Source organism: Tepidimonas charontis (assembly GCF_007556685.1).
GTDB lineage: Bacteria > Pseudomonadota > Gammaproteobacteria > Burkholderiales > Burkholderiaceae_C > Tepidimonas > Tepidimonas charontis.
The window spans coordinates 73,229-92,487 of sequence record NZ_VJON01000002.1 but is presented as its reverse complement, the minus strand read 5'-3'; the positions used below and the strand labels follow the sequence as shown (position 1 = coordinate 92,487).

Genomic DNA, 19,259 nt, shown 5'->3' with positions numbered 1-19,259 from the left:
TCGCCGGCATGGCGCTCTCGCGATTGCCCCCGATGGCCGGACGAACGAACGGCAGGCGGCGGCGCGGGCGTGCACCCGTGTGTCGGTGCCCTGCGCCAAACGCTATCAGAGCGAATATCCCTTCCACCGGCAGGGTGATATCGGTGAGTCGCCTGGGAGCATGGCCGCTTTCTGACAATCGACGGTGTGTGCATCACGCGGACGGACGAATGGCGCGCAAAACCCGCGCGAAGCCGACGCGCCCCCCTTGTGCGACTTGCTGGGAATGAACCTCGTGCGGGGTTGGAGGTGTGGCGATGGCAGTGTTCTTGCATCGACGGGTCTGGGCCATGGCGCTGGCCACGCTCGCCACCGTGGCAGCTGGGCGGCCGCTGGAGTTCGACGACATCGCGCGCGAGGGCGAGTTGCGCCTGCTGGCCGAGCGCCCCGATCCCGAAGCCTACGCCTATCGGGCCGAAACCTGGGTGGATGAAGAGAGTTTGCGCACCGGCGTGGTGCGCGTGCACACCTGCCACGTCCGGCTCGACCCGAATCAGCGTGTGGTCGTCCTGTTCAGCCGCGAGCGGGTGCAGTCGATCCGAATCACCGAGTCCGAGGGCATCGAACAGGCCACGGTCGAGGGTCCACGTGTCGAATTGGCCGGCGTGCAGCGCGGCGCGCGCCTGTGTGTGGAGCTGCGCTCGCGCGCCCTGGACCCCGTGGGTGAGGGGCGCTGGCGCTTGCACGCTGGTCCGCTGATGCGGCGCTACCTGGACGGCTATTTGCCGATGCAGGCCGACTTGACCCTACACTGGCCTGCCGGGCTGCTGCGCGTGGCTGCGGTGGAGCCGCAACCGCAGCCCGGGGTGCAGCTGCGGGTGCAGGACGATGGCGCTTCGCTGCACCTGATCTTTGCGGGCCGGCTGGCGGCGCGCTGGGAGTTGGAGCGGCCCTGATGGCCACCCCATCGTCCCCGGATGGGCGATGAAACGGGGCCCGCGCCGGTAGCGCTCGGTCGTGCGCCTGCGTCAGGGCTGGCGTCCGTGACGTCAATGGCGTCAAGCGTGCTGCCGGTGCCGGTCAGGCCGGTGGCGCGCGTATGACGCGGTCGACATGGCCATCGTGGTGATGCGACTCGACGCAGACGTGGCGGCCGTGTTGTCGCCGTCGCGTCCCGTCATGGGCGTGGTCGGACCACGCGCCATTTTTTGCGATGTGAAATCAGGCTGCGTATCGAAGAAGGGGCGCACATTCGACGTCGAGACTTCGCTGCTTTATCCTGGTATATCTTTTTGCATAATGAAATCATGACTATAAGTCGTTGACGAAAAAGAACATAAAAAATGTCTTGTATAAGACATAAGACTGCTTCTATGTCTTATATAAGACTTATACTGGAGCCAACGCCGAGCGCCACGCCGACGTCAGAGCGTCCCCTCTGGGGGTCTGCCGACAGGGTGCGGGGTGCAGCGGGCGGTGGTTCGGTTTCGTTTCACTTCCGGAGAGCATGACCATGTCGCAAGCATTGACCCGTGAGCAGCAAATCGCTGCCTTGGAAAAAGATTGGGCGGAAAACCCGCGCTGGAAAGGCATCAAGCGCGGCTACACCGCGGCGGACGTCGTTCGTCTGCGCGGCTCGCTGCAGATCGAGCACACCCTGGCCAAGCGCGGTGCCGAAAAGCTCTGGCGCCTGATCAACGGTGAAGCCAAGAAGGGCTACGTCAACGCGTTTGGTGCCGTGACTGCCGGCCAGGCCATGCAGCAGGCCAAGGCCGGGCTGGAGGCGGTGTACCTGTCGGGTTGGCAGGTGGCGGCCGACGCCAACACCTCCGAGACCATGTACCCGGACCAGTCGCTCTATGCGTACGATTCGGTTCCGACCATGGTGCGCCGCATCAACAACACCTTCAAGCGCGCCGATGAGATCCAGTGGAGCCGTGGCATCGGCCCCGGCGACGCCGGCTACATCGACTACTTCCTGCCGATCGTGGCGGACGCCGAGGCCGGCTTTGGCGGTGTGCTCAACGCCTTCGAGCTGATGAAGAATATGATTGCCGCCGGCGCGGCGGGCGTGCACTTCGAGGACCAACTGGCTGCGGTGAAGAAGTGCGGCCACATGGGCGGTAAGGTGCTGGTGCCGACGCAAGAAGCGATCGAGAAGCTGATCGCCGCGCGTTTCGCCGCCGATGTCATGGGTGTGCCCACCATCGTGCTGGCGCGCACCGACGCCGAAGCGGCCAACCTGCTGACCTCCGACCATGACGCCAACGACCGCCCGTTCCTGACCGGCGAGCGCACGCAGGAAGGCTTCTTCCGCGTGAAAAACGGTTTGGAGCAGGCCATCAGCCGCGGCGTCGCCTACGCGCCCTATGCCGACCTGGTGTGGTGCGAGACCGGCACGCCCGACCTGGGCTTTGCGCGTGAGTTCGCCCAGGCCATCCACGCCAAATACCCGGGCAAACTGCTGGCGTACAACTGCTCGCCCTCGTTCAACTGGAAGAAGAACCTCGACGACAAGACCATCGCCGAGTTCCAGGACAAGCTCTCGGAGATGGGCTACAAGTACCAGTTCATCACGCTGGCGGGCATCCACATCAACTGGTACAACACCTTCATGTTCGCCTATCACTACGCGCGCGGCGAGGGCATGAAGCACTACGTCAACATGGTGCAGGAGCCTGAGTTCAAGGCGCGCGAGCTGGGCTATACCTTCGTGTCGCACCAGCAAGAGGTGGGCGCAGGCTACTTCGACGACGTCACCACCGTCATCCAGGGCGGTCAGTCCAACGTCAAGGCGCTGGCCGGCTCGACCGAAGAAGAGCAGTTCCACTGATCGCCAGGCCATGTCGGGGCGGCGCCACGGCCGCCCCACTGGGCCGCTGCCCGCGTGTCCCGTTGGGGGGCCGCGGGCTTTTTGTCATCTGTGCTGAAGCGGCGGGTGGCGTCTGCGCTGCCGCAACGGACGGTCAACCGCCCCCGTTGCCAGGCGCCAGCTGGTCGGCGGAGGTGGCGCCTTAGACGATGCGGCAGGCCTCGTCGAACGGCAGGCGCGGCCCGCGCGGATGCAGGCCCGCTGGGTCACCAACGCCCAGATTGCACAGAAAATTGGTGCGCACCGTGGTGCCGGCCCAAAAGGCGGCGTCCACCGCTGCCGCGTCGAAGCCGCTCATCGGCCCGCAGTCCAGCCCCAGGGCGCGCGCGGCCATGATGAAATAGCCGCCCTGCAAGCTGCTGTTGCGCAGCGCTGTGGCGGCAATGACCTCGGGCTGACCCTCGAACCAGCTGCGCGCCTGCGGGTTGTGCGGAAAGAGCTGCGGCAGCCGCTCGTAAAACGCCATGTCCATGCCGATGATGGCGGTCACGGGGGCAGCGGCCGTCTGGTCGCGGTTGCCTTCCATCAGGCAGGGCAGCAGGCGCGCCTTGGCCTCGGCGCTCTTGACGAATAGGATGCGCGCCGGGCTGCAATTGGCCGACGTCGGTCCCCACTTCATCAGGTCATACAGCTGCCGTAAGGTCTCGTCGGCGACGGGGTGCGGCTGCCAGGCGTGGTGGGTGCGGGCGTGGTCAAACAGTCGTTCGGTGCTGATCTGCATGGTGGTGATGACAGTGTCACAGAGGAAGAGGTGACGGGTTCGGGCCATAGGGATGCTGCGCCGGTGCCATCCGGCGACGCCGGCCTGCCGCCTCCGTTGCCCAGGCTGCCATTGTGCCGCGCCGTGTGGGGCCAAGCGTGACGCGGTAGCGAGCACGGTGTATTTTGGCCAGAGCCCGGGACGCACCCATGCGGCGAGGCACGAGCGGTGGTCCGCACGGTGTCGCCATTTCGGGCAGGCGGCGTGCTCCACCCGCCGGGGCCAAGGCGCCATGGGTAAGGGCACGATCAGGTCCCATCGTCAAAGGGCCCCGCCGCTCCCAGGCCGCATGGGCGGGGACGCCGGGTGCAAGAGGGTTCTGTGCGAAAATGGCTGGCTGGAATACCGGGCTTTGACGCTTGTGGCGGAGCTCGGTCATCGAATCTGATGTCACACAGCTCGGACGGCCATGACACCGCGAACGTCAACCGGAGGCGACGGCACCCGATGAGGGGGCTGGCAGCCGTGCACGCCGGGTATTGTCCTGTAGCGCGGCTCCCGAGCCGCGTTTTTGTTGTATTCGAGAACCGATTGACTATGATCCAGATTACCCTGCCCGACGGCGCCCAACGCAGCTTCGAGGCGCCCGTGACGGTGGCTGACGTGGCCGCTGCCATTGGCCCCGGCTTGGCCAAGGCGGCGGTGGCCGGCAAGGTGCAGCTCGATGGCGACGCCGCGCCGCGCCTGGTGGATACCAGCTTTCGCATTGAGCGCAATGCGCGTGTGTGGATTTTGACGCCCAAGGATCCGGAAGGGTTGGAAGTGGTGCGCCACTCCACCGCTCACCTGCTGGCCTACGCCGTCAAGACGTTGTATCCGGATGCGCAGGTCACGATCGGTCCGGTGATCGAGGACGGCTTTTATTACGACTTTGCCTACAAACGCCCGTTCACACCCGACGATTTGGCAGCGATCGAGAAAAAGATGGCCGAGCTGGCCGCCAAGGACGAGCCCGTGGTGCGCCGGGTGCTGCCGCGCGCCGAGGCCGTGGCTTACTTTCAAAGCTTGGGCGAGCACTACAAGGCCGAGATCGTCGCCAGCATCCCCGAGGGCGAGGAGGTGAGCCTGTACCGTGAAGGGGCGTTCGAGGACTTGTGCCGCGGCCCGCACGTGCCATCCACCGGCAAGCTCAAACATTTCAAGCTGATGAAGGTGGCCGGCGCCTACTGGCGCGGCGACCATCGCAACGAGCAGCTGCAGCGCATCTACGGCACCGCCTGGGCCAGCAAGGAGGACCTGCAGGCCTATCTGCACCGGCTGGAGGAGGCCGAGCGCCGCGACCACCGCAAGCTCGGCAAAGAGCTGGATCTGTTCCATCTGGACGAGCACGCCCCGGGCCTGGTGTTTTGGCACCCCAAGGGCTGGACGCTGTGGCAGCAAGTCGAGCAGTACATGCGTCAGGTGTACCGCGACAACGGCTACCTGGAGGTCAAGGGTCCGCAGATTCTGGACAAGGCGCTGTGGGAAAAAACCGGGCATTGGGACAAGTACCGGGAGAATATGTTCATCACCGAATCGGAAAAGCGCGACTATGCGCTCAAACCGATGAACTGCCCGGGCCACATCCTGATCTTCAAGCAGGGCGTCAAGAGCTACCGCGACTTGCCGCTGCGCTACGGTGAATTTGGCCAGTGCCACCGCAACGAGCCCTCGGGCGGCTTGCACGGCATCATGCGCGTGCGTGGCTTCACGCAGGACGATGGCCACATTTTCTGCACCGAAGACCAGATCCTGTCCGAGTGCGGCGCCTTTACCGAGCTACTCAAGCGTGTCTACGCCGATTTCGGCTTCACCGAGATCCTCTACAAGGTCTCGACCCGGCCAGCTGCGCGCATCGGCTCCGATGCGCTGTGGGACAAGGCCGAAGCGGCGCTGATGGAGAGCCTGCGCGCCTCGGGCTGCGCCTTCGTCATCGCCCCGGGCGAAGGCGCGTTCTACGGGCCCAAAATCGAGTACACCCTCAAAGACGCCATCGGCCGCGAATGGCAGTGCGGCACCATTCAGGTGGACTTCAACCTGGCCGAGCGCTTGGACGCCGAATACGTGGCCGAAGACGGCAGCCGGCGCCGCCCGGTTATCCTACACCGGGCCATCGTCGGTAGTCTGGAGCGCTTCATCGGCATCCTGATCGAGCAGTACGCCGGCGCCTTGCCCGTGTGGCTGGCGCCGGTGCATGTGGCGGTGCTCAACATTACCGACGCCCAGGCCGACTACTGTGGCGAAATTGCCAACACGTTGCGCGATCAAGGCATTCGCGTGACGCTGGATCTTGGCAGCGAAAAGATCACCTATAAAATTCGCCAACAGGCGATGCAGAAGGTGCCCTATATCCTTGTCGTTGGCGACAAGGAAAAGGCGTCCCGGACGGTGGCCGTGCGCGCGCGCGGCAACCAGGATCTGGGCGCCATGCCGCTGGCGGACTTCGTGCAGCGCCTGCGTTCGGACATCGCGTCCAGGCATTGATAAAGGAATTCGACCATCGCTACCTCTCGTCCCAGTAACTTCCGTGACCGTCGCCAGCGCGAAGAGCGCGCACATCGGCTCAACCGCGAAATCACCGCGCCCGAAGTGCGTCTGACGGGGCCCGACGGCCAACAAATCGGTATCGTCTCGCTGCAAGAGGCGCTACGCATGGCCGGTGACCTCGACGTCGATCTCGTCGAGATCGCGCCGATGGCCAACCCACCGGTGTGTCGCCTCATCGATTACGGCAAGTTCAAGTACGCCGAGCAGAAGAAGGCGGCCGAGGCCAAGGCCAAGCAGAAGGTCATCGAGGTCAAGGAAGTCAAGTTTCGCCCGGCCACCGACGAAGGCGACTACCAGGTCAAGATGCGCAACATCCGCCGCTTCCTGGATGACGGCGACAAGTGCAAGGTGACCTTGCGTTTCCGCGGGCGCGAGATCACGCACCAGGAGCTGGGCTTGGCCTTGTTGGAGCGCATCCGCACCGAGTTGGGTGACAGCATCGTCGTCGAACAATTCCCCAAGCTGGAGGGGCGGCAGATGGTGATGATGGTCGCTCCGGCGCGCAAGAAGGGTGGCGGGGGCGCAGCGCCCAAGGCAGATGGCGCGGCGGTGGCCACCTCCTGAAGCAGCTGTCTTGGGCTGGGATTCCCGGGAGCCGTTGCTGCCGCCGCCACCGTCTCGCGGCAGCGGCCGGTGCCGCGGTGGCAGGTGACTTCGCATTGACGTACACGCGCTGGTTGGTGCGGTCGTTCGGCGCGCCTTGGGGGCATGGCCTTGTGGCTCCTGCGGTGAGCGGGCTATAATAGAGAGCTTATCGCACGTGGGTGCGGTAAGACGCGCGGCGCGCTTGGTGCGCGCGCCCACACAAGTGGCTCGGGGCCGACAAGCCCCCGGCAGCGCTGCTGGGGCGCCTCGCGAGCACGAATCAGAAGGAAGCCCTCGTCATGCCCAAGATGAAGACCAAGAGCAGCGCGAAGAAGCGCTTTCGCGTGCGTCCCGGCGGGACGGTCAAGCGCGGTCAGGCGTTCAAGCGCCATATCCTGACCAAAAAGACCACCAAGAACAAGCGCCAGCTGCGTGGCCCGGCCAACGTGCATGAGCGCGATTTGGGGCACATCGCTCAGATGATGCCGTTCGCCGGCCTGTGATCGGCGCCACCGCAACGTTTCAGGAGTAGAACATGCCTCGCGTCAAACGTGGTGTCACCGCGCGCGCCCGTCACAAGAAAGTGCTGGCCCTGGCCAAGGGCTTCCGTGGTCGTCGCAAGAACGTCTTCCGTGTCGCCAAGCAGGCGGTAATGAAGGCGCAGCAATACGCCTATCGTGACCGCCGCGCCCGCAAGCGCGTTTTCCGGCAGCTTTGGATTGCCCGTATCAATGCCGGTGTGCGCGAGCTGGGACTGACCTACAGCCAGTTCGCCAACGGCCTGCGCAAGGCGGCCATCGAAATCGACCGCAAGGTGCTGGCCGATTTGGCGGTCAATGACAAGGCGGCGTTTGCGGCCATTGTCGAGCGCGTCAAGCCCCACCTGCAGGTGCAGGGCGCCGCGGCCGCCTGATGCGTGCAGGCGCTCGAACCACCGCGGTGGGCGCTTGCATCTTCACACCCGGGCCAGCCGCCACGCGCGCTGGCCCGTTGTGTTTTTGGCGCGACATTCCCCGCCGGGCGGGGCAAGGGATCAACCCATGAACGACCTCGACATCCTCGTGCAGGCGGCGCGTGAGCGTTTCGCCGAGGCGCAAACCCCCCAGGAGCTGGAAAACGCCAAGGCGCGTTTTTTGGGCAAAAGCGGCGCGCTGACCGAGCGCATAAAGGCGCTGGGCACGCTGGAGCCCGAGGCGCGCAAGGCGCAGGGGGCGGCCATCAACAGCGCCAAGCAGGCCATCGAAGTGGCCTTGCAGGCGCGTCGTGCCGAGCTGGCCGAAGCCGAGTTGCAGCGCCAATTGCAGGCCGAAGCGCTGGATGTGACCTTGCCGGGGCGCAGCCAGGGGCTGGGTGGGCTGCACCCGGTCAGCCGCACGCTCGAGCGCATCGAAGCCATCTTTGCGTCGATGGGGTTCGAGGTCGCCGACGGCCCGGAGATCGAAACCGACTGGTTCAACTTCACCGCCCTCAACACGCCGGCCGATCATCCGGCGCGTTCGATGCACGACACGTTCTACGTCGAGGGCGGCAGTGTGCAGGCGCCCTACCTGCTGCGCACCCACACCAGCCCGATGCAGATTCGGCACGCGTTGCAGCACGTCAAGCGCGCGCGCTCCGCGGCCGGTGTCGGCAGCGAGGGTTTGTTTGCCGGCGACATGCCCGAGATTCGCGTCATCGCGCCCGGGCGTACCTACCGTGTGGACAGCGACGCCACGCACTCGCCGATGTTTCACCAGTGCGAAGGCTTGTGGATCGGGCGCAACGTCAGCTTCAAGGATCTGAAGGTGGTGTTTACGGCATTTTGCCGTGCCTTCTTCGAAAACGACGCGCTGCAGCTGCGCTTTCGCCCGAGTTACTTCCCGTTCACCGAGCCCAGCGCCGAGATCGACATCCAATTCAGCAGTGGGCCGTTGGCCGGGCGCTGGCTGGAGGTGGCCGGCTCGGGGCAAGTCCACCCCAACGTGGTGCGCAACATGGGCCTGGATCCCGAGCACTACATCGGCTTTGCATTCGGCATCGGGCCCGATCGGCTGACCATGCTGCGCTACGGAGTCAATGACCTGCGCCTGTTTTTCGAGGGAGACCTGCGCTTTTTGTCGCAGTTTCGCTGACCGCGCCCGCACCGCCCCGCCGCGTCGGCCCTGCGGCCGCTGGCGCGGGCGCGCCGGCACCGATTACACCGCCGTTTTCGCCACGCACGCCGAGAGCTGCCATGCAATTTCCCGAATCCTGGTTGCGCGCCTTTTGTAACCCCGCGCTCGACGCCGAACAGATCGCCGAGCGGCTGACGATGGCCGGTTTGGAGGTGGAGTCGCTCGAACCGGTGGCGCCGCCCTTCACCGGTGTCGTCGTCGGCGCCATCCTCAGCGCCGAGCCGCATCCCAACGCCGATCGGCTGCGGGTGTGTCAGGTCGATGTCGGCCGCGGCGAGCCTCTGTCCATCGTGTGTGGCGCGCCCAACGCGCGCGCCGGCATCCGTGTGCCCTGCGCGCTGGTGGGCGCGGTGCTGCCGCCGGGGCCCGACGGTCGACCCCTGACGATTCGGGTCGGCACGCTGCGCGGCGTGAACAGCCACGGGATGTTGTGTTCGGCGCGCGAGCTGGGCTTGTCGGATGACCATGGCGGGTTGCTGGAGTTGGCCGCCGACGCGCCCGTGGGGCGCGATCTGCGCGAGGTCCTGGCCTTGGACGACCGCATCTTCACCCTCAAGCTCACGCCCAATCTGGCGCATTGCTTGAGCGTTTACGGTGTGGCGCGCGAGCTGGCGGCGCTGACCGGCGCGCCACTGCTGTCCCCGGCGATTGCGCCCGTGCCGGCGCGGCATCAGGCGCGGTTGCCGGTCGCGATCCAGGCACCGGACCTGTGCGGGCGCTTCAGTGGGCGCATCATCCGCGGCATCGACCCCAGCGCCAAGACGCCGGCGTGGATGGTGCAGCGCCTGGCGCGCTGCGGCCAACGCAGTATTTCCGCCTTGGTCGACATCTCCAACTATGTGATGTTCGAACTCGGGCGGCCGTCGCACATCTTCGATTTGGACAAGATCCGCGGCGGTTTGCAGGTGCGCTGGGGCCGCGCGGGCGAGACCCTGACACTGCTCAATGGGCAGACGGTGACGCTGGACGAGACCGTGGGCGTCATCGCCGATGACCAGGGGGTGGAGTCGCTGGCCGGCATCATGGGGGGGCAAGCCACCGCCGTGTCCGACGACACCCGCAACGTCTATGTGGAGGCGGCGTTCTGGTGGCCGCGCGCCATCGCGGGGCGGGCGCGGCGCTTCAATTTCAGCACCGATGCCGCCCACCGCTTCGAGCGCGGGGTCGATCCCAGTACCACGCGTGAGCACATCGAGCGCATCACCCAACTGATTCTGGACATTTGCGGCGGCGAGCCGGGCCCGATCGACGACCAGGTGATCAACCTGCCGCCAGCGCAGCCGGTGACGCTGCGCGTGGCCCGCGCCGCCAAGGTGATTGGCTTGCCGCTGACGCAGGCCGAATGCGCCGAGCCGCTGCGTCGCCTGGGTCTGGCGGTGCAAGAAGGCGAGGGCACGCTGACCGTGACGCCGCCGCCACATCGCTTCGACCTGCAAATCGAGGAAGATCTGATCGAGGAGGTGGCGCGCGTCATCGGGTACGACCGCTTGCCCGAGACGCCGCCGATGGCCCCCGTGGTGCCGTGCGTGCGCCCCGAGGCGCAGCGCAGCACGCATACACTGCGCCGTTTGCTGGCCGCGTTGGGCTACCAGGAAACCATCAATTTCAGCTTCGTCGAAGAGCGCTGGGAGCGTGATTACGCGGGCAACCCCGACCCGATTCGGTTGCTCAACCCGATTGCCAGCCACCTAAGCGTGATGCGCTCCAGTTTGATGGGCAGTCTGTTGGCGGTCTTGCGCCACAACGTCGATCGCAAGGCGCCGCGCGTGCGGGTGTTCGAGATCGGCCGGGTGTTTCGCCGTGATGCCACCGTGCCCGACAGCGACACCACGGTGGCAGGCATCGCGCAGCCGCGCCATGTGGCCGGCTTGGCATGGGGCGATGTGGCGCCGCTGCAGTGGGGTGTGGCGGCGCGTGCGGTCGATTTTTACGACGTCAAGGGCGACGTGGAGACGTTGCTGGCGCCGCGCCGGCCACGTTTCGAGCCAGCCGAGCACCCGGCGCTGCACCCTGGGCGCAGCGCGCGCGTGTGGCTGGATGATCGCGCGATCGGCTGGGTGGGCGAGCTGCACCCCCGTTGGCGGCAAGCCGAAGGGTGGACGCAGGCGCCGGTGCTGTTCGAGCTGGAGCTGGAAGCCGTGCTCGCGCAGCCCCTGCCGCAGGCGCGGCCGCTGCCGCGCCACCAGCCGGTGCAGCGCGACTTAGCCGTCGTCGTGCCCGAAGCCATCACCCACGCGGCGCTGATGGCGGCCATCGACGGCGTACGCCACCCGTGGCTGCGGGAGGCGGTGCTGTTCGACGTCTACCGTCCGAAGGCCGGTGCGCCGGCGAGCGGCTTGGCCGCCGGCGAAAAGAGCTTGGCCGTGCGCTTGACCCTGGAGCGCGACGACGCCAATCTGACCGAAGCCGACATCGAAGGCGTGGTGCGCGCGGTGCTGGAGCGGTTGCAGCAGCAGTTGGGCGCTCGGCTGCGCACCTGACGCACCACGGCGGGCTCCTGCTACGATTGCGCCCATGGCCACGAGCACACGCCACCCCACCGAAGCCGCCGCCGATGAAGCGGCGGCCACCTTGACCAAAGCCGAGCTGGCCCAGCGGCTGCACGAGCGCATCGGCTTCAACAAGACCGAGTCCAAAGATATCGTCGATGCGTTCTTTGCCATCATCGCCGAGCGCTTGATCGATGGCGAAGCGGTGCGTATCGCCGGGTTCGGTCAATTTCAGGTACGCAACAAGTCCCCCCGACCGGGGCGCAACCCGCGCACCGGCGAGCTGGTGCCGATTGCGGCGCGCCGCGTCGTCACCTTCCACGCCAGCCCGAAGCTGAAGGAAGCGTTGCAAGGCGACGCAGAGGCCAGCGCCCCGGATCGATGATTCCGGTGGCCAGGCCCACGCCGAGCATGATGATCGCTCCGCACCCCACCATCCAAGGGGTGATCGCTTCTCCCAGCAGTGCTGCGCCGTAGCCGAGCGCGAAGACCGGAATCAGAAAGGTCACCGTGAGCGTTTTGGCGGGACCGGCGGCCTCGATGAGGCGAAAGTACAACAGATAAGCCAACGCGGTGCACAGCACCCCGGCGGCCGCTACGGCGGCCCACGCCGACGGGCTCACCGGTTGAGTGGGCCAGGTCAGCAGCGTCGGCACCGCCAGGCCGAGCGTGGCCCCCAGCAGGCTGCCGGTGGTGGTGGCCAGCGGCGCAATACCCATCAGGTATTTTTTGGTGTAGCTGGCGGCAATGGCATACAACACCGTGGCGCCCAGGCAGGCCAGCACCGCCCAGCCCGTGCCTCCGGGACGAAAGCTGGCCTTATTCCACGATAGCAGCGCCACGCCGACGAAGCCCAGCGCCAGCCCCAGCGCGCGCCAGCGGCCGGGCCGCTCGCCCAGCCACAGCCAAGCCACCAGGGCGCCAAACAGGGGCACCGTGGCGTTGAGAATCGCCGTCAGCCCGGTGCTGATGGACAGCACCGCGTAGGCGAACAGACCGAAGGGGATGCCGGCGTTGAGCAGGCCGACGAACAAGATGCGTGCGGCGTGGGCGCGAAACGCTCGCCAGTGGCCGCTGAGCGCCAGCAGCGGCAGCAAGACCGCCGCCGCCACTGCCACGCGCACGCCCGCAGTGGCCACCGGCCCCAGCTCGAGCGCAGCCTGCCGCATGAACAAAAACGACGCCCCCCACAGGGACGCCAGAAAGATGAACTCCGCCGCAAGACGTGGCGACATCGTATGAGACCTCTGTCATTCCAACCCAAAGCATCCGCTGCGCGCCCACCACGCTGCTTGCAAGCGGCCTCCCGACAAGGCGGCACATCATAGCCGCCTTCTACAATGCGGGGTTGTCGCCCATTAACACCAACGTGTTGCCGCGTCACCATGCAAATCGATGCTGTGTCCACCGCTTTCCCGTCCCACGCCTTCAAGGCCTATGACATCCGCGGTGTCGTGCCCGACGTGCTCGACGAGGCGTTTGCGCGCGCCCTGGGGATGGCGTTCGGGCAGCGCGCCCGTGCTTTGGGTGAGACCGTGGTGGCGGTGGGTCGCGACGGACGCCTGAGCAGTCCGGCGCTGGCCGCGGCGCTGATCGACGGTTTGACACGCGCCGGGGTGGACGTGCTCGACCTCGGTATGGTCACGACGCCGATGCTGTACTACGCTGCAGCCACCCATTGCCGCAGCGGCATCCAGGTCACCGGCAGCCACAACCCCAAAGACCACAATGGCTTCAAGATGGTGTTAGGTGGGCGCGCGATCTACGGCGACGAGATCCAGGCGCTGCGCGCCGCCATGCAGGCCAGCGCCACGGAAGTGATCGATGCGCCAGCACGTGGCAGCGTGCGCACGCTCGACATCCAAGCCGAATATATCGCCCGCATCGTCGGTGACGTGCGACTCCAGCGGCCGCTCAAACTCGTCATCGACTGCGGCAACGGCGTCACTGGCGCGTCGGCCCCGGCGCTGTTTCGCGTCCTTGGTTGTGAGGTCACCGTGCTCTACGGCGAAGTCGATGGCACATTTCCCAACCACCATCCCGACCCCTCCAAGCCGGAAAACCTGCGCGATCTCATCGCGGCGGTGCAACGCAGCGGCGCCGACGTAGGCTTTGCCTTCGATGGCGACGGCGACCGCCTGGGGGTGGTGACGCCCAGCGGCCAAACCATTTACCCCGATCGGCAGCTGATGTTGTTCGCCGCCGATGTGCTGGCGCGCGTGCCGGGTGGCACCGTCGTCTTCGATGTCAAATGCAGCCAGCGGCTGGCGCCGGCCATTCGCGCCGCCGGCGGCGTGCCGCTGATGTACCGTACCGGCCACTCGTTGGTCAAGGCCAAGATGCGCGAAGTGGGGGCGCCGCTGGGCGGGGAGATGAGCGGCCACATCTTTTTCCAGGAGCGCTGGTACGGCTTCGACGACGGCAGCTACGCAGGGGCACGGCTGCTGGAAATCCTCAGTCGCCATGCCAACCCCGGCGGGGTGTTGGAAGCGTTGCCCAGCAGTTGCGCCACGCCCGAGCTCAATGTTGCCTGCGCCGAAGGCGAGCCGCACCGTGTGGTGGCCGAGCTGCAGCGCCTGGCACACTTCGCCCCGCCTGCTCAGGTCCACACCGTCGATGGCGTGCGCGTCGATTGGCCCGACGGCTTCGGTTTGATTCGTGCCTCCAACACCACGCCGGTGCTGGTGTTGCGCTTCGAGGGGCACACGCCGCAGGCGCTGGCGCGCATCGAAGCCGAGATGCTGGCCCTGCTGCACCAGGTCAAACCCGACGCCACCGTCGAGGCGGGAGCGCACTGATGGCCCACTCACCGTTGGCCGTCAGCGCGCCCGCACCAGCGTCATCCGTGCCCGGGGAAGGCCGCACCGATGGGCCCCCGGGCGCCGCGTTGACACCCGATCCTGACCCCGAGGTCATCGTCTTCAACCTCAAGCGCCGCTACACGGGGGTGTCGGCCACGGTCAACGCGCTGGTGCCGATTCAGGCGCGGCAGTGGCGGCTGGCCTACTGTGGCACCCCGCTGCCGCACGGCATGCCCGGCATGACGCTGCGGCAAGCCATCGCGCTGTCGCGGCGGCCACCGGCGGGGCGGCCGTTTCGCATCTGGCACGTGCGGCGTGATCACGAGATGGCCGCCGGCCTGTGGGCGCGCGATGTGCTGCGTTTACCAATACGGCTGGTGTTCACTTCGGCGGCACAGCACCGCCATGGCTGGTTTCCACGCTGGCTGATCAGCCGCATGGATGCGGTCATCGCCACCACACCGAAGGCGGCGCAGTTCGTGCCCAACACCTGGGCCGTGGTGCCGCACGGCATCGACCTGCAGCGCTTTACACCGCCACCCGACAAGGCCCAGGCGTGGGCCGATAGCGGTCTGCCGGGGCGCTGGGGGGTGGGGGTGTTTGGGCGCGTGCGGCCCGACAAGGGCACCGATGTCTTCGTGGACGCCATGATCGCCGCGCTGCCCCACCTGCCAGATGTCACGGCGGTGATCGCTGGTCTGGCGCAACCCCAGCACCAGGCGTACCAGCGGGCGCTGCAGGCGCGCATCGAGGCGGCGGGCCTGAGCGAACGCATCCGTTTTTTGGGCGAAGTACCGGCCGCCGAGGTGCATCGCTGGTACCAGCGCTGTCTGGTTTGCGTGGCATGCCCGCGCTACGAGCCGTTTGGTCTGACGCCCTTCGAGGCGGCGGCTGCGGGCTGTGCCGTGATCTGTTCACGCACCGGGGCGTTCGAACAACTGGTGCAGCCTGGCATCAACGGCGCTTTGGTGGACCCCGGTGACGCGGCGGGCCTGGCGCAGGCGCTGCGACATGTGCTGGCCGATTCGCGGGCAGCGCTGCGCATGGGGCAGGCCGCGCGTGCGCATGTGACGGCGCATTTTTCGCTGCAACAGGAGGCGGCTGGCATCGCGGCGGTGTATCAACGGCTGTTTGCCTCGTGAATGCGGTGACCCTGCCTGTCGATGCCGCTCTGCGTTGGCCCGAACGCGCCGCCTTGGCGCTGTATGGGGCGGTGACCACGGCCTTGCAACCCGCGCTGCGCGTGAAGCTGGCGTTGCGCGCGCGTGCCGAGCCCGGCTACGGCGAGGCCATCGCACAGCGCTTTGGCCATTACGCCGATGAGCCGTCATCCGGCTGGTTGTGGGTGCACGCGGTGTCGCTGGGCGAGACGCGCGCGGCCGCCTTGTGGGTGCAGCGGCTGCGCCAGCGCTGGCCCGAAGTGCGGGTGCTGTGGACGCATGGAACCGCCACCGGCCGCGCCGAAGGGCAGCGCCACCTGCGCCCGGGCGATGCCCAGGCCTGGCTGCCGTGGGACGCGCCGGGACCCGTGGCGCGCTTTTTGGCCCATTTCCAACCACGGGTTGGGGTGTTGATGGAAACCGAGGTCTGGCCGGTGTTGACGGCTGCCTGCGCCGGCGCCGGGATGCCGCTGTTGCTGGTCAACGCGCGTTGCAATGAACGCATGGCGCGGCGGGCGCAACGGCTGGCCTGGTTGGCGCGGCCCGCCTACCGGCGTTTGTACGGGGTGTGGGCGCAGACCGCCGAGGATGCCGACCGGCTGCAGACGCTCGCCGCCCCGGTGCTGCCGCCGCGGGGCGGCGTCATGGGCAATGTCAAGTTCGACATACCCTGGCACCCCCATCCGTGGGAGCAGGGGCGCGCATGGCGCGCCGCCTGGCGCGCGCAGACCGCCACACCTCAGGCACCGGATGGCCGTCCCATTTTGCTGCTGGCCAGCAGCCGCGAGGGCGAGGAAGCGGCCTGGAGCGCCGCTTGGCGGCGGCAGGTGCGGCAGAGGGCGGCGACCGCTGCGCCGCTGTGGCTGGTGGTGCCGCGTCACCCGCAGCGCTTCGACGCCGTCGAGGCGGCGCTGCGCCAGCAGGGCTGGCGTGTGGTGCGGCGCTCGACGCTGGGCCCGCTGCAGGCTGCGCCGCACTGGCCATCGGCCTTCCGAGAGGCCGATGTGTTGCTCGGTGACAGCCTGGGCGAGATGCCGTGGTATTACGCGCTGGCCGACGTCGCCCTGCTGGGCGGCAGCTTCGGTCCGCACGGAGGCCAAAATCTGATCGAGGCGGCCGCGTGCGAGTGCCCGGTGGTGGTGGGGCCGCACACGTTCAACTTTGCTTTTGCCGCCGATGCCGCCATCGAGGCCGGGGCGGCGCGGCGCGCCACCGATATGGACGATGCCGTGGCGCAGGCGTGGGCGTGGCTGCAGGCACCGCAGGCGCGCAGCGCCGCCCAGCGGGCCGGTGCCGCGCTGTTGGCTGCCCACGGCGGCGCCGCCGAGCGCTGTGCCGCCGTGGTGGGGCAGGTATGGGCGAGACGCGCCGCCCGCGCGCTCAACGCGGCTGCAGCAGGGCGTTGACCGGCTGCACGTCGTCGCTCTTGAGTACGCCGGCGGCCTGGCGCAGCCGCAGATGGCCCACCAGCACGTCGTAGCGCGCCTTGGCCAGCTGGGCTTTGGTCTGGTACAACTGGCTCTGGGCGTTGAGCACGTCGATGTTGATGCGCACCCCCACCTGGTAGCCCAGCTGGTTGGCCTCCAGCGCGCTTTGGCTGGACGCTTCAGCGGCCTGCAGCGCGCGCACCTGACCCAAGCCGGACTGCAGGCCCAGATAGGCCGCCCGCGTGGCTTGCGCCACTTGCCGCTGGGCGCCTTCGAGGTCGTTGCGCGCCTTGTCTTGCAGCGCCACGGTTTCTTTGATGCGGTTGTCCAGCGCCCCGCCGGTGTACAGCGGTAGGTTGAACTGCACGCCAACGCTGGCGACGGTGTTGCGCAGATACGGGAAGGGCGGTTGCTGACTGGGGGAACGGCCCCATTGCAGTTGCGCCACCGCGTCCACCGTAGGCCCCTTGGCAGCCTCGGCCTTGCGCACTTCCAGTTGTGCGATGTCCAGCGCGGCTTGCGCCCCGCGCACTGCGGGGTGCTGTTGCAAGGCGCGCTGCACCCAAGTCTCCAGCGGTTCGTCAGTGGGCGCGGGCAGCGTTGCGGCTTCCTTCAACGGCCAGGGGTCGGTTCCGCTGCGCCCGACCAACTGGTCCAGCGCCAGCCGCTTGACGCGCAGATCGTTTTCGCTGGCGATTTCCTGCGCCACCACCAAGTCGAAGCGGGCCTGCGCCTCACGCGTGTCGGTGATGGTGGCGGTGCCGACCTCGAAGTTGCGCTTGGCCGCCGCCAGCTGCTGCTCGACGGCAGCTTTTTGCGCGCGCACGAAGGCCAGCGTATCCCGTGCCGCTAGCACGTCGAAGTACGCCTGTGCGACGCGCACGATCAGGTCTTGTTCGGCCGCCTCCAACTGGGCTTGGGCGGCCTGCAGCGCCCGCTCGGCCTGCTCGACTTCGAACCGATTGCCGGGGCGGTAGAGGGGATGCGAGGCGCCCAGCTTGACGCTTTGGTTGTTGAAGGTGTCGTCCAGCGCGTTGAGTGAGCTGTCACGGCGGTTGAGGAACGCCTCGGCCGACAGCCCGACGCTGGGCAAGACGCGCGCCCGCGCTTGCTCGGCGCGGGCACGACTGGCCTCGAACTGGGCCTTGGCGGCCTGCCAACTGGCGTCATAGCCGCGCGCGGCCTCCAGCAGCGTCTGCAGGCTTTGTGCCTGGGCGCTGCTCATGGGGGTCAGCCAAACGCCCGCCGCGGCAGCGGCAGCGCAAACGGCGCGCGACCAGGCGGACGGGGCGAATAAGGAGTGGGCGGAGCGCTTCATCAAACGTCTTTCTCTGAGTTTGATACATGTGGGAGTATATTGCGGTCCGCGTCGTCGTGCACGCGCTCGTGTGCGTGCCCCGGTTCAGTACTGTGGCACGCTCGGGTCCACCTCCATGGCCCAGGCGTGGATGCCGCCGGCGATGTTGACGACGTCTTCGAAACCCTGGCGTTGCAGGTAGTACGCCACCTGGGCGCTGCGTCCGCCGTGGTGGCATAAGCAGGCGATGGGGCGTTCGCGTGGCAGTTCGGCCAAGCGCAGCGGGATGGTGGCCATCGGCACGTGGCGCAATTCGAAGCCATCGGGGCGGATCGAGGCGGTTTGCACTTCCCACGGCTCGCGCACGTCGAGCACGATCGGTTCGACCTCGGGGTGCGTGGCGCGGCACTGGCGCAACCAGTCGGCCAACTGGGCGGGGCGGATGTGGGCAACCATGGCGGAATACGCCTACGTTCAGAAGCGAAAGTCGCTGGGTTGGGGGAAGTTGCGCAAGCGCGGGATCACGATGTCCCACGGCTGCTCGCTGTGAAAGCCCGTCTCGCTGCCACGGGTCACGAGTGTGGCGCGCATGATGGGTTCCTCGCCCACCACCGCAAACAAGCGCCCGCCGACGCGCAGCAGCTCCAACAAATCGGTGGGGATTTCGGCCACCGAGCCCCCCAGCACGATCGCGTCGTATGGCGCCTCGGACACACACGGGGCGAAGCGCCCGGCGGCGGCGTCGGCCGTCTTGACCTGGACGTTGTCGACGCCGGCGCGGGCCAGGTTGGTGCGCGCCATGTCGGCCAGGCGGGGGTTGATTTCGATCGACAGCACCTGCCGACCCAGGCGCGCCAGCAGGGCAGCCAGGTAGCCGGAGCCGGTGCCGATGTGCAGGATATTGTCGGTTGGCCGAAGCTGCAGATCCTGGACGATGCGCGCTTCCACCTTGGGTGCCAGCATCGACTCGCCTTCGACGGCCGGGTGCGACAGCGGGATCTCCAGATCGGACAGCGCCAACGCTCGGTAGGCTTCGGGTACGAAGTCTTCGCGCCGCAGCTCCCCCAGCAGCGCCAGCACGCGGGCGTCGAGCACCTCCCAGGGGCGGATTTGCTGCTCGATCATGTTGAAGCGGGCTTTGTCGAAGTCGAAGGCCGTCGCAGTCATGGCAAGTACACTCCGGGGAGTATGTTGGGTCGCGTCGAGTTCA

The 19,259-nt window shown here is 67.3% G+C and carries 18 protein-coding genes; 13 read left to right on the top strand and 5 right to left on the bottom strand.

Annotated elements, in window-relative coordinates; translation table 11 throughout:
• Positions 1 to 296 precede the first annotated feature (296 nt).
• From Tchar_RS01210 to aceA, 3 genes are all read left to right on the top strand, one after another.
• Positions 297 to 935, top strand: a complete 639-nt coding sequence (locus Tchar_RS01210) for a hypothetical protein (protein ID WP_144327271.1) — start codon at positions 297 to 299, stop codon at positions 933 to 935.
• Between the two features lie 157 nt (positions 936 to 1,092).
• On the top strand, positions 1,093 to 1,290 hold the full coding sequence (locus tag Tchar_RS01205) for a hypothetical protein (protein ID WP_144327270.1): 198 nt from the start codon (positions 1,093 to 1,095) through the stop codon (positions 1,288 to 1,290).
• 202 nt (positions 1,291 to 1,492) lie between these two features.
• Entirely contained in the window at positions 1,493 to 2,812 is a 1,320-nt protein-coding gene (gene aceA / locus Tchar_RS01200) for an isocitrate lyase (RefSeq protein ID WP_144327269.1), read from the top strand.
• Between the two features lie 181 nt (positions 2,813 to 2,993).
• Here the strand turns inward: aceA and Tchar_RS01195 are convergent, their stop codons facing one another.
• A complete protein-coding gene (locus Tchar_RS01195) occupies positions 2,994 to 3,572 on the bottom strand; it encodes a malonic semialdehyde reductase (RefSeq protein ID WP_144327268.1) in 579 nt (192 codons plus the stop codon).
• Between the two features lie 576 nt (positions 3,573 to 4,148).
• On the opposite strand from Tchar_RS01195, the gene thrS reads away from it, so the two are divergent.
• The 7 genes from thrS (at position 4,149) to Tchar_RS01160 (ending at position 11,749) form a co-directional block, all read left to right on the top strand.
• Positions 4,149 to 6,074, top strand: a complete 1,926-nt coding sequence (gene thrS / locus Tchar_RS01190; protein ID WP_144327267.1) for a threonine--tRNA ligase — start codon at positions 4,149 to 4,151, stop codon at positions 6,072 to 6,074.
• 15 nt (positions 6,075 to 6,089) lie between these two features.
• Positions 6,090 to 6,701, top strand: a complete 612-nt coding sequence (infC, locus tag Tchar_RS01185) for a translation initiation factor IF-3 (RefSeq protein ID WP_144327266.1) — start codon at positions 6,090 to 6,092, stop codon at positions 6,699 to 6,701.
• Between the two features lie 320 nt (positions 6,702 to 7,021).
• Positions 7,022 to 7,225 (top strand): 50S ribosomal protein L35, encoded by a 204-nt coding sequence (gene rpmI, locus Tchar_RS01180; RefSeq protein WP_043700569.1) that lies wholly within the window; start codon positions 7,022 to 7,024, stop codon positions 7,223 to 7,225.
• A 32-nt stretch (positions 7,226 to 7,257) separates the two neighbouring features.
• Positions 7,258 to 7,635, top strand: coding sequence for a 50S ribosomal protein L20 (rplT, locus tag Tchar_RS01175; protein WP_144327265.1), 378 nt, complete (start codon positions 7,258 to 7,260; stop codon positions 7,633 to 7,635).
• 127 nt (positions 7,636 to 7,762) lie between these two features.
• A complete protein-coding gene (gene pheS, locus Tchar_RS01170; RefSeq protein ID WP_144327264.1) occupies positions 7,763 to 8,833 on the top strand; it encodes a phenylalanine--tRNA ligase subunit alpha in 1,071 nt (356 codons plus the stop codon).
• A 101-nt stretch (positions 8,834 to 8,934) separates the two neighbouring features.
• Positions 8,935 to 11,355: a phenylalanine--tRNA ligase subunit beta gene (pheT, locus tag Tchar_RS01165; RefSeq protein ID WP_144327263.1), complete on the top strand. Its 2,421-nt coding sequence runs from the start codon at positions 8,935 to 8,937 to the stop codon at positions 11,353 to 11,355.
• A gap of 34 nt (positions 11,356 to 11,389) precedes the next feature.
• Positions 11,390 to 11,749, top strand: coding sequence for an integration host factor subunit alpha (locus tag Tchar_RS01160; RefSeq protein ID WP_144327262.1), 360 nt, complete (start codon positions 11,390 to 11,392; stop codon positions 11,747 to 11,749).
• Here the strand turns inward: Tchar_RS01160 and Tchar_RS01155 are convergent.
• Positions 11,676 to 12,599, bottom strand: a complete 924-nt coding sequence (locus Tchar_RS01155; RefSeq protein WP_144327261.1) for a DMT family transporter — start codon at positions 12,597 to 12,599, stop codon at positions 11,676 to 11,678. The genes Tchar_RS01160 and Tchar_RS01155 overlap by 74 nt on opposite strands.
• Before the next feature lie 150 nt (positions 12,600 to 12,749).
• Between Tchar_RS01155 and Tchar_RS01150 the strand changes: the two genes are divergently transcribed.
• The 3 genes from Tchar_RS01150 to Tchar_RS01140 are packed head-to-tail and all read left to right on the top strand — an operon-like array spanning position 12,750 to position 16,731.
• A complete protein-coding gene (locus tag Tchar_RS01150) occupies positions 12,750 to 14,162 on the top strand; it encodes a phosphomannomutase/phosphoglucomutase (protein ID WP_144327260.1) in 1,413 nt (470 codons plus the stop codon).
• On the top strand, positions 14,162 to 15,307 hold the full coding sequence (locus Tchar_RS01145; protein ID WP_144327259.1) for a glycosyltransferase family 4 protein: 1,146 nt from the start codon (positions 14,162 to 14,164) through the stop codon (positions 15,305 to 15,307). Before Tchar_RS01150 ends, Tchar_RS01145 begins: the two co-directional genes overlap by 1 nt.
• A gap of 5 nt (positions 15,308 to 15,312) precedes the next feature.
• Positions 15,313 to 16,731: a 3-deoxy-D-manno-octulosonic acid transferase gene (locus Tchar_RS01140; protein ID WP_236640081.1), complete on the top strand. Its 1,419-nt coding sequence runs from the start codon at positions 15,313 to 15,315 to the stop codon at positions 16,729 to 16,731.
• Here the strand turns inward: Tchar_RS01140 and Tchar_RS01135 are convergent.
• The 3 genes from Tchar_RS01135 to Tchar_RS01125 all read right to left on the bottom strand — a co-directional run bounded on the left by Tchar_RS01135 (position 16,706) and on the right by Tchar_RS01125 (position 19,216).
• Complete coding sequence (locus tag Tchar_RS01135) at positions 16,706 to 17,977, bottom strand: TolC family outer membrane protein (protein ID WP_144327258.1); 1,272 nt, start codon at positions 17,975 to 17,977, stop codon at positions 16,706 to 16,708. The genes Tchar_RS01140 and Tchar_RS01135 overlap by 26 nt on opposite strands.
• A 177-nt stretch (positions 17,978 to 18,154) precedes the next feature.
• On the bottom strand, positions 18,155 to 18,505 hold the full coding sequence (locus Tchar_RS01130) for a rhodanese-like domain-containing protein (protein WP_144327257.1): 351 nt from the start codon (positions 18,503 to 18,505) through the stop codon (positions 18,155 to 18,157).
• Between the two features lie 18 nt (positions 18,506 to 18,523).
• Entirely contained in the window at positions 18,524 to 19,216 is a 693-nt protein-coding gene (locus Tchar_RS01125; RefSeq protein WP_144327256.1) for a protein-L-isoaspartate O-methyltransferase family protein, read from the bottom strand.
• Positions 19,217 to 19,259: the final 43 nt, after the last annotated feature.

Bases quoted from the DNA above. Each gene is read 5' to 3' on its own strand.
- Tchar_RS01155 (WP_144327261.1), bottom strand. From the start codon at position 12,599: ATGTCGCCACGTCTTGCGGCGGAGTTCATCTTTCTGGCGTCCCTGTGG.
- Tchar_RS01125 (WP_144327256.1), bottom strand. From the start codon at position 19,216: ATGACTGCGACGGCCTTCGACTTCGACAAAGCCCGCTTCAACATGATC.
- rpmI (WP_043700569.1), top strand. From the start codon at position 7,022: ATGCCCAAGATGAAGACCAAGAGCAGCGCGAAGAAGCGCTTTCGCGTG.
- thrS (WP_144327267.1), top strand. From the start codon at position 4,149: ATGATCCAGATTACCCTGCCCGACGGCGCCCAACGCAGCTTCGAGGCG.
- Tchar_RS01150 (WP_144327260.1), top strand. From the start codon at position 12,750: ATGCAAATCGATGCTGTGTCCACCGCTTTCCCGTCCCACGCCTTCAAG.
- Tchar_RS01145 (WP_144327259.1), top strand. From the start codon at position 14,162: ATGGCCCACTCACCGTTGGCCGTCAGCGCGCCCGCACCAGCGTCATCC.
- Tchar_RS01195 (WP_144327268.1), bottom strand. From the start codon at position 3,572: ATGCAGATCAGCACCGAACGACTGTTTGACCACGCCCGCACCCACCAC.
- Tchar_RS01210 (WP_144327271.1), top strand. From the start codon at position 297: ATGGCAGTGTTCTTGCATCGACGGGTCTGGGCCATGGCGCTGGCCACG.
- pheS (WP_144327264.1), top strand. From the start codon at position 7,763: ATGAACGACCTCGACATCCTCGTGCAGGCGGCGCGTGAGCGTTTCGCC.
- rplT (WP_144327265.1), top strand. From the start codon at position 7,258: ATGCCTCGCGTCAAACGTGGTGTCACCGCGCGCGCCCGTCACAAGAAA.
- Tchar_RS01130 (WP_144327257.1), bottom strand. From the start codon at position 18,505: ATGGTTGCCCACATCCGCCCCGCCCAGTTGGCCGACTGGTTGCGCCAG.
- Tchar_RS01160 (WP_144327262.1), top strand. From the start codon at position 11,390: ATGGCCACGAGCACACGCCACCCCACCGAAGCCGCCGCCGATGAAGCG.
- pheT (WP_144327263.1), top strand. From the start codon at position 8,935: ATGCAATTTCCCGAATCCTGGTTGCGCGCCTTTTGTAACCCCGCGCTC.
- aceA (WP_144327269.1), top strand. From the start codon at position 1,493: ATGTCGCAAGCATTGACCCGTGAGCAGCAAATCGCTGCCTTGGAAAAA.
- Tchar_RS01135 (WP_144327258.1), bottom strand. From the start codon at position 17,977: ATGAGCAGCGCCCAGGCACAAAGCCTGCAGACGCTGCTGGAGGCCGCG.
- Tchar_RS01205 (WP_144327270.1), top strand. From the start codon at position 1,093: ATGGCCATCGTGGTGATGCGACTCGACGCAGACGTGGCGGCCGTGTTG.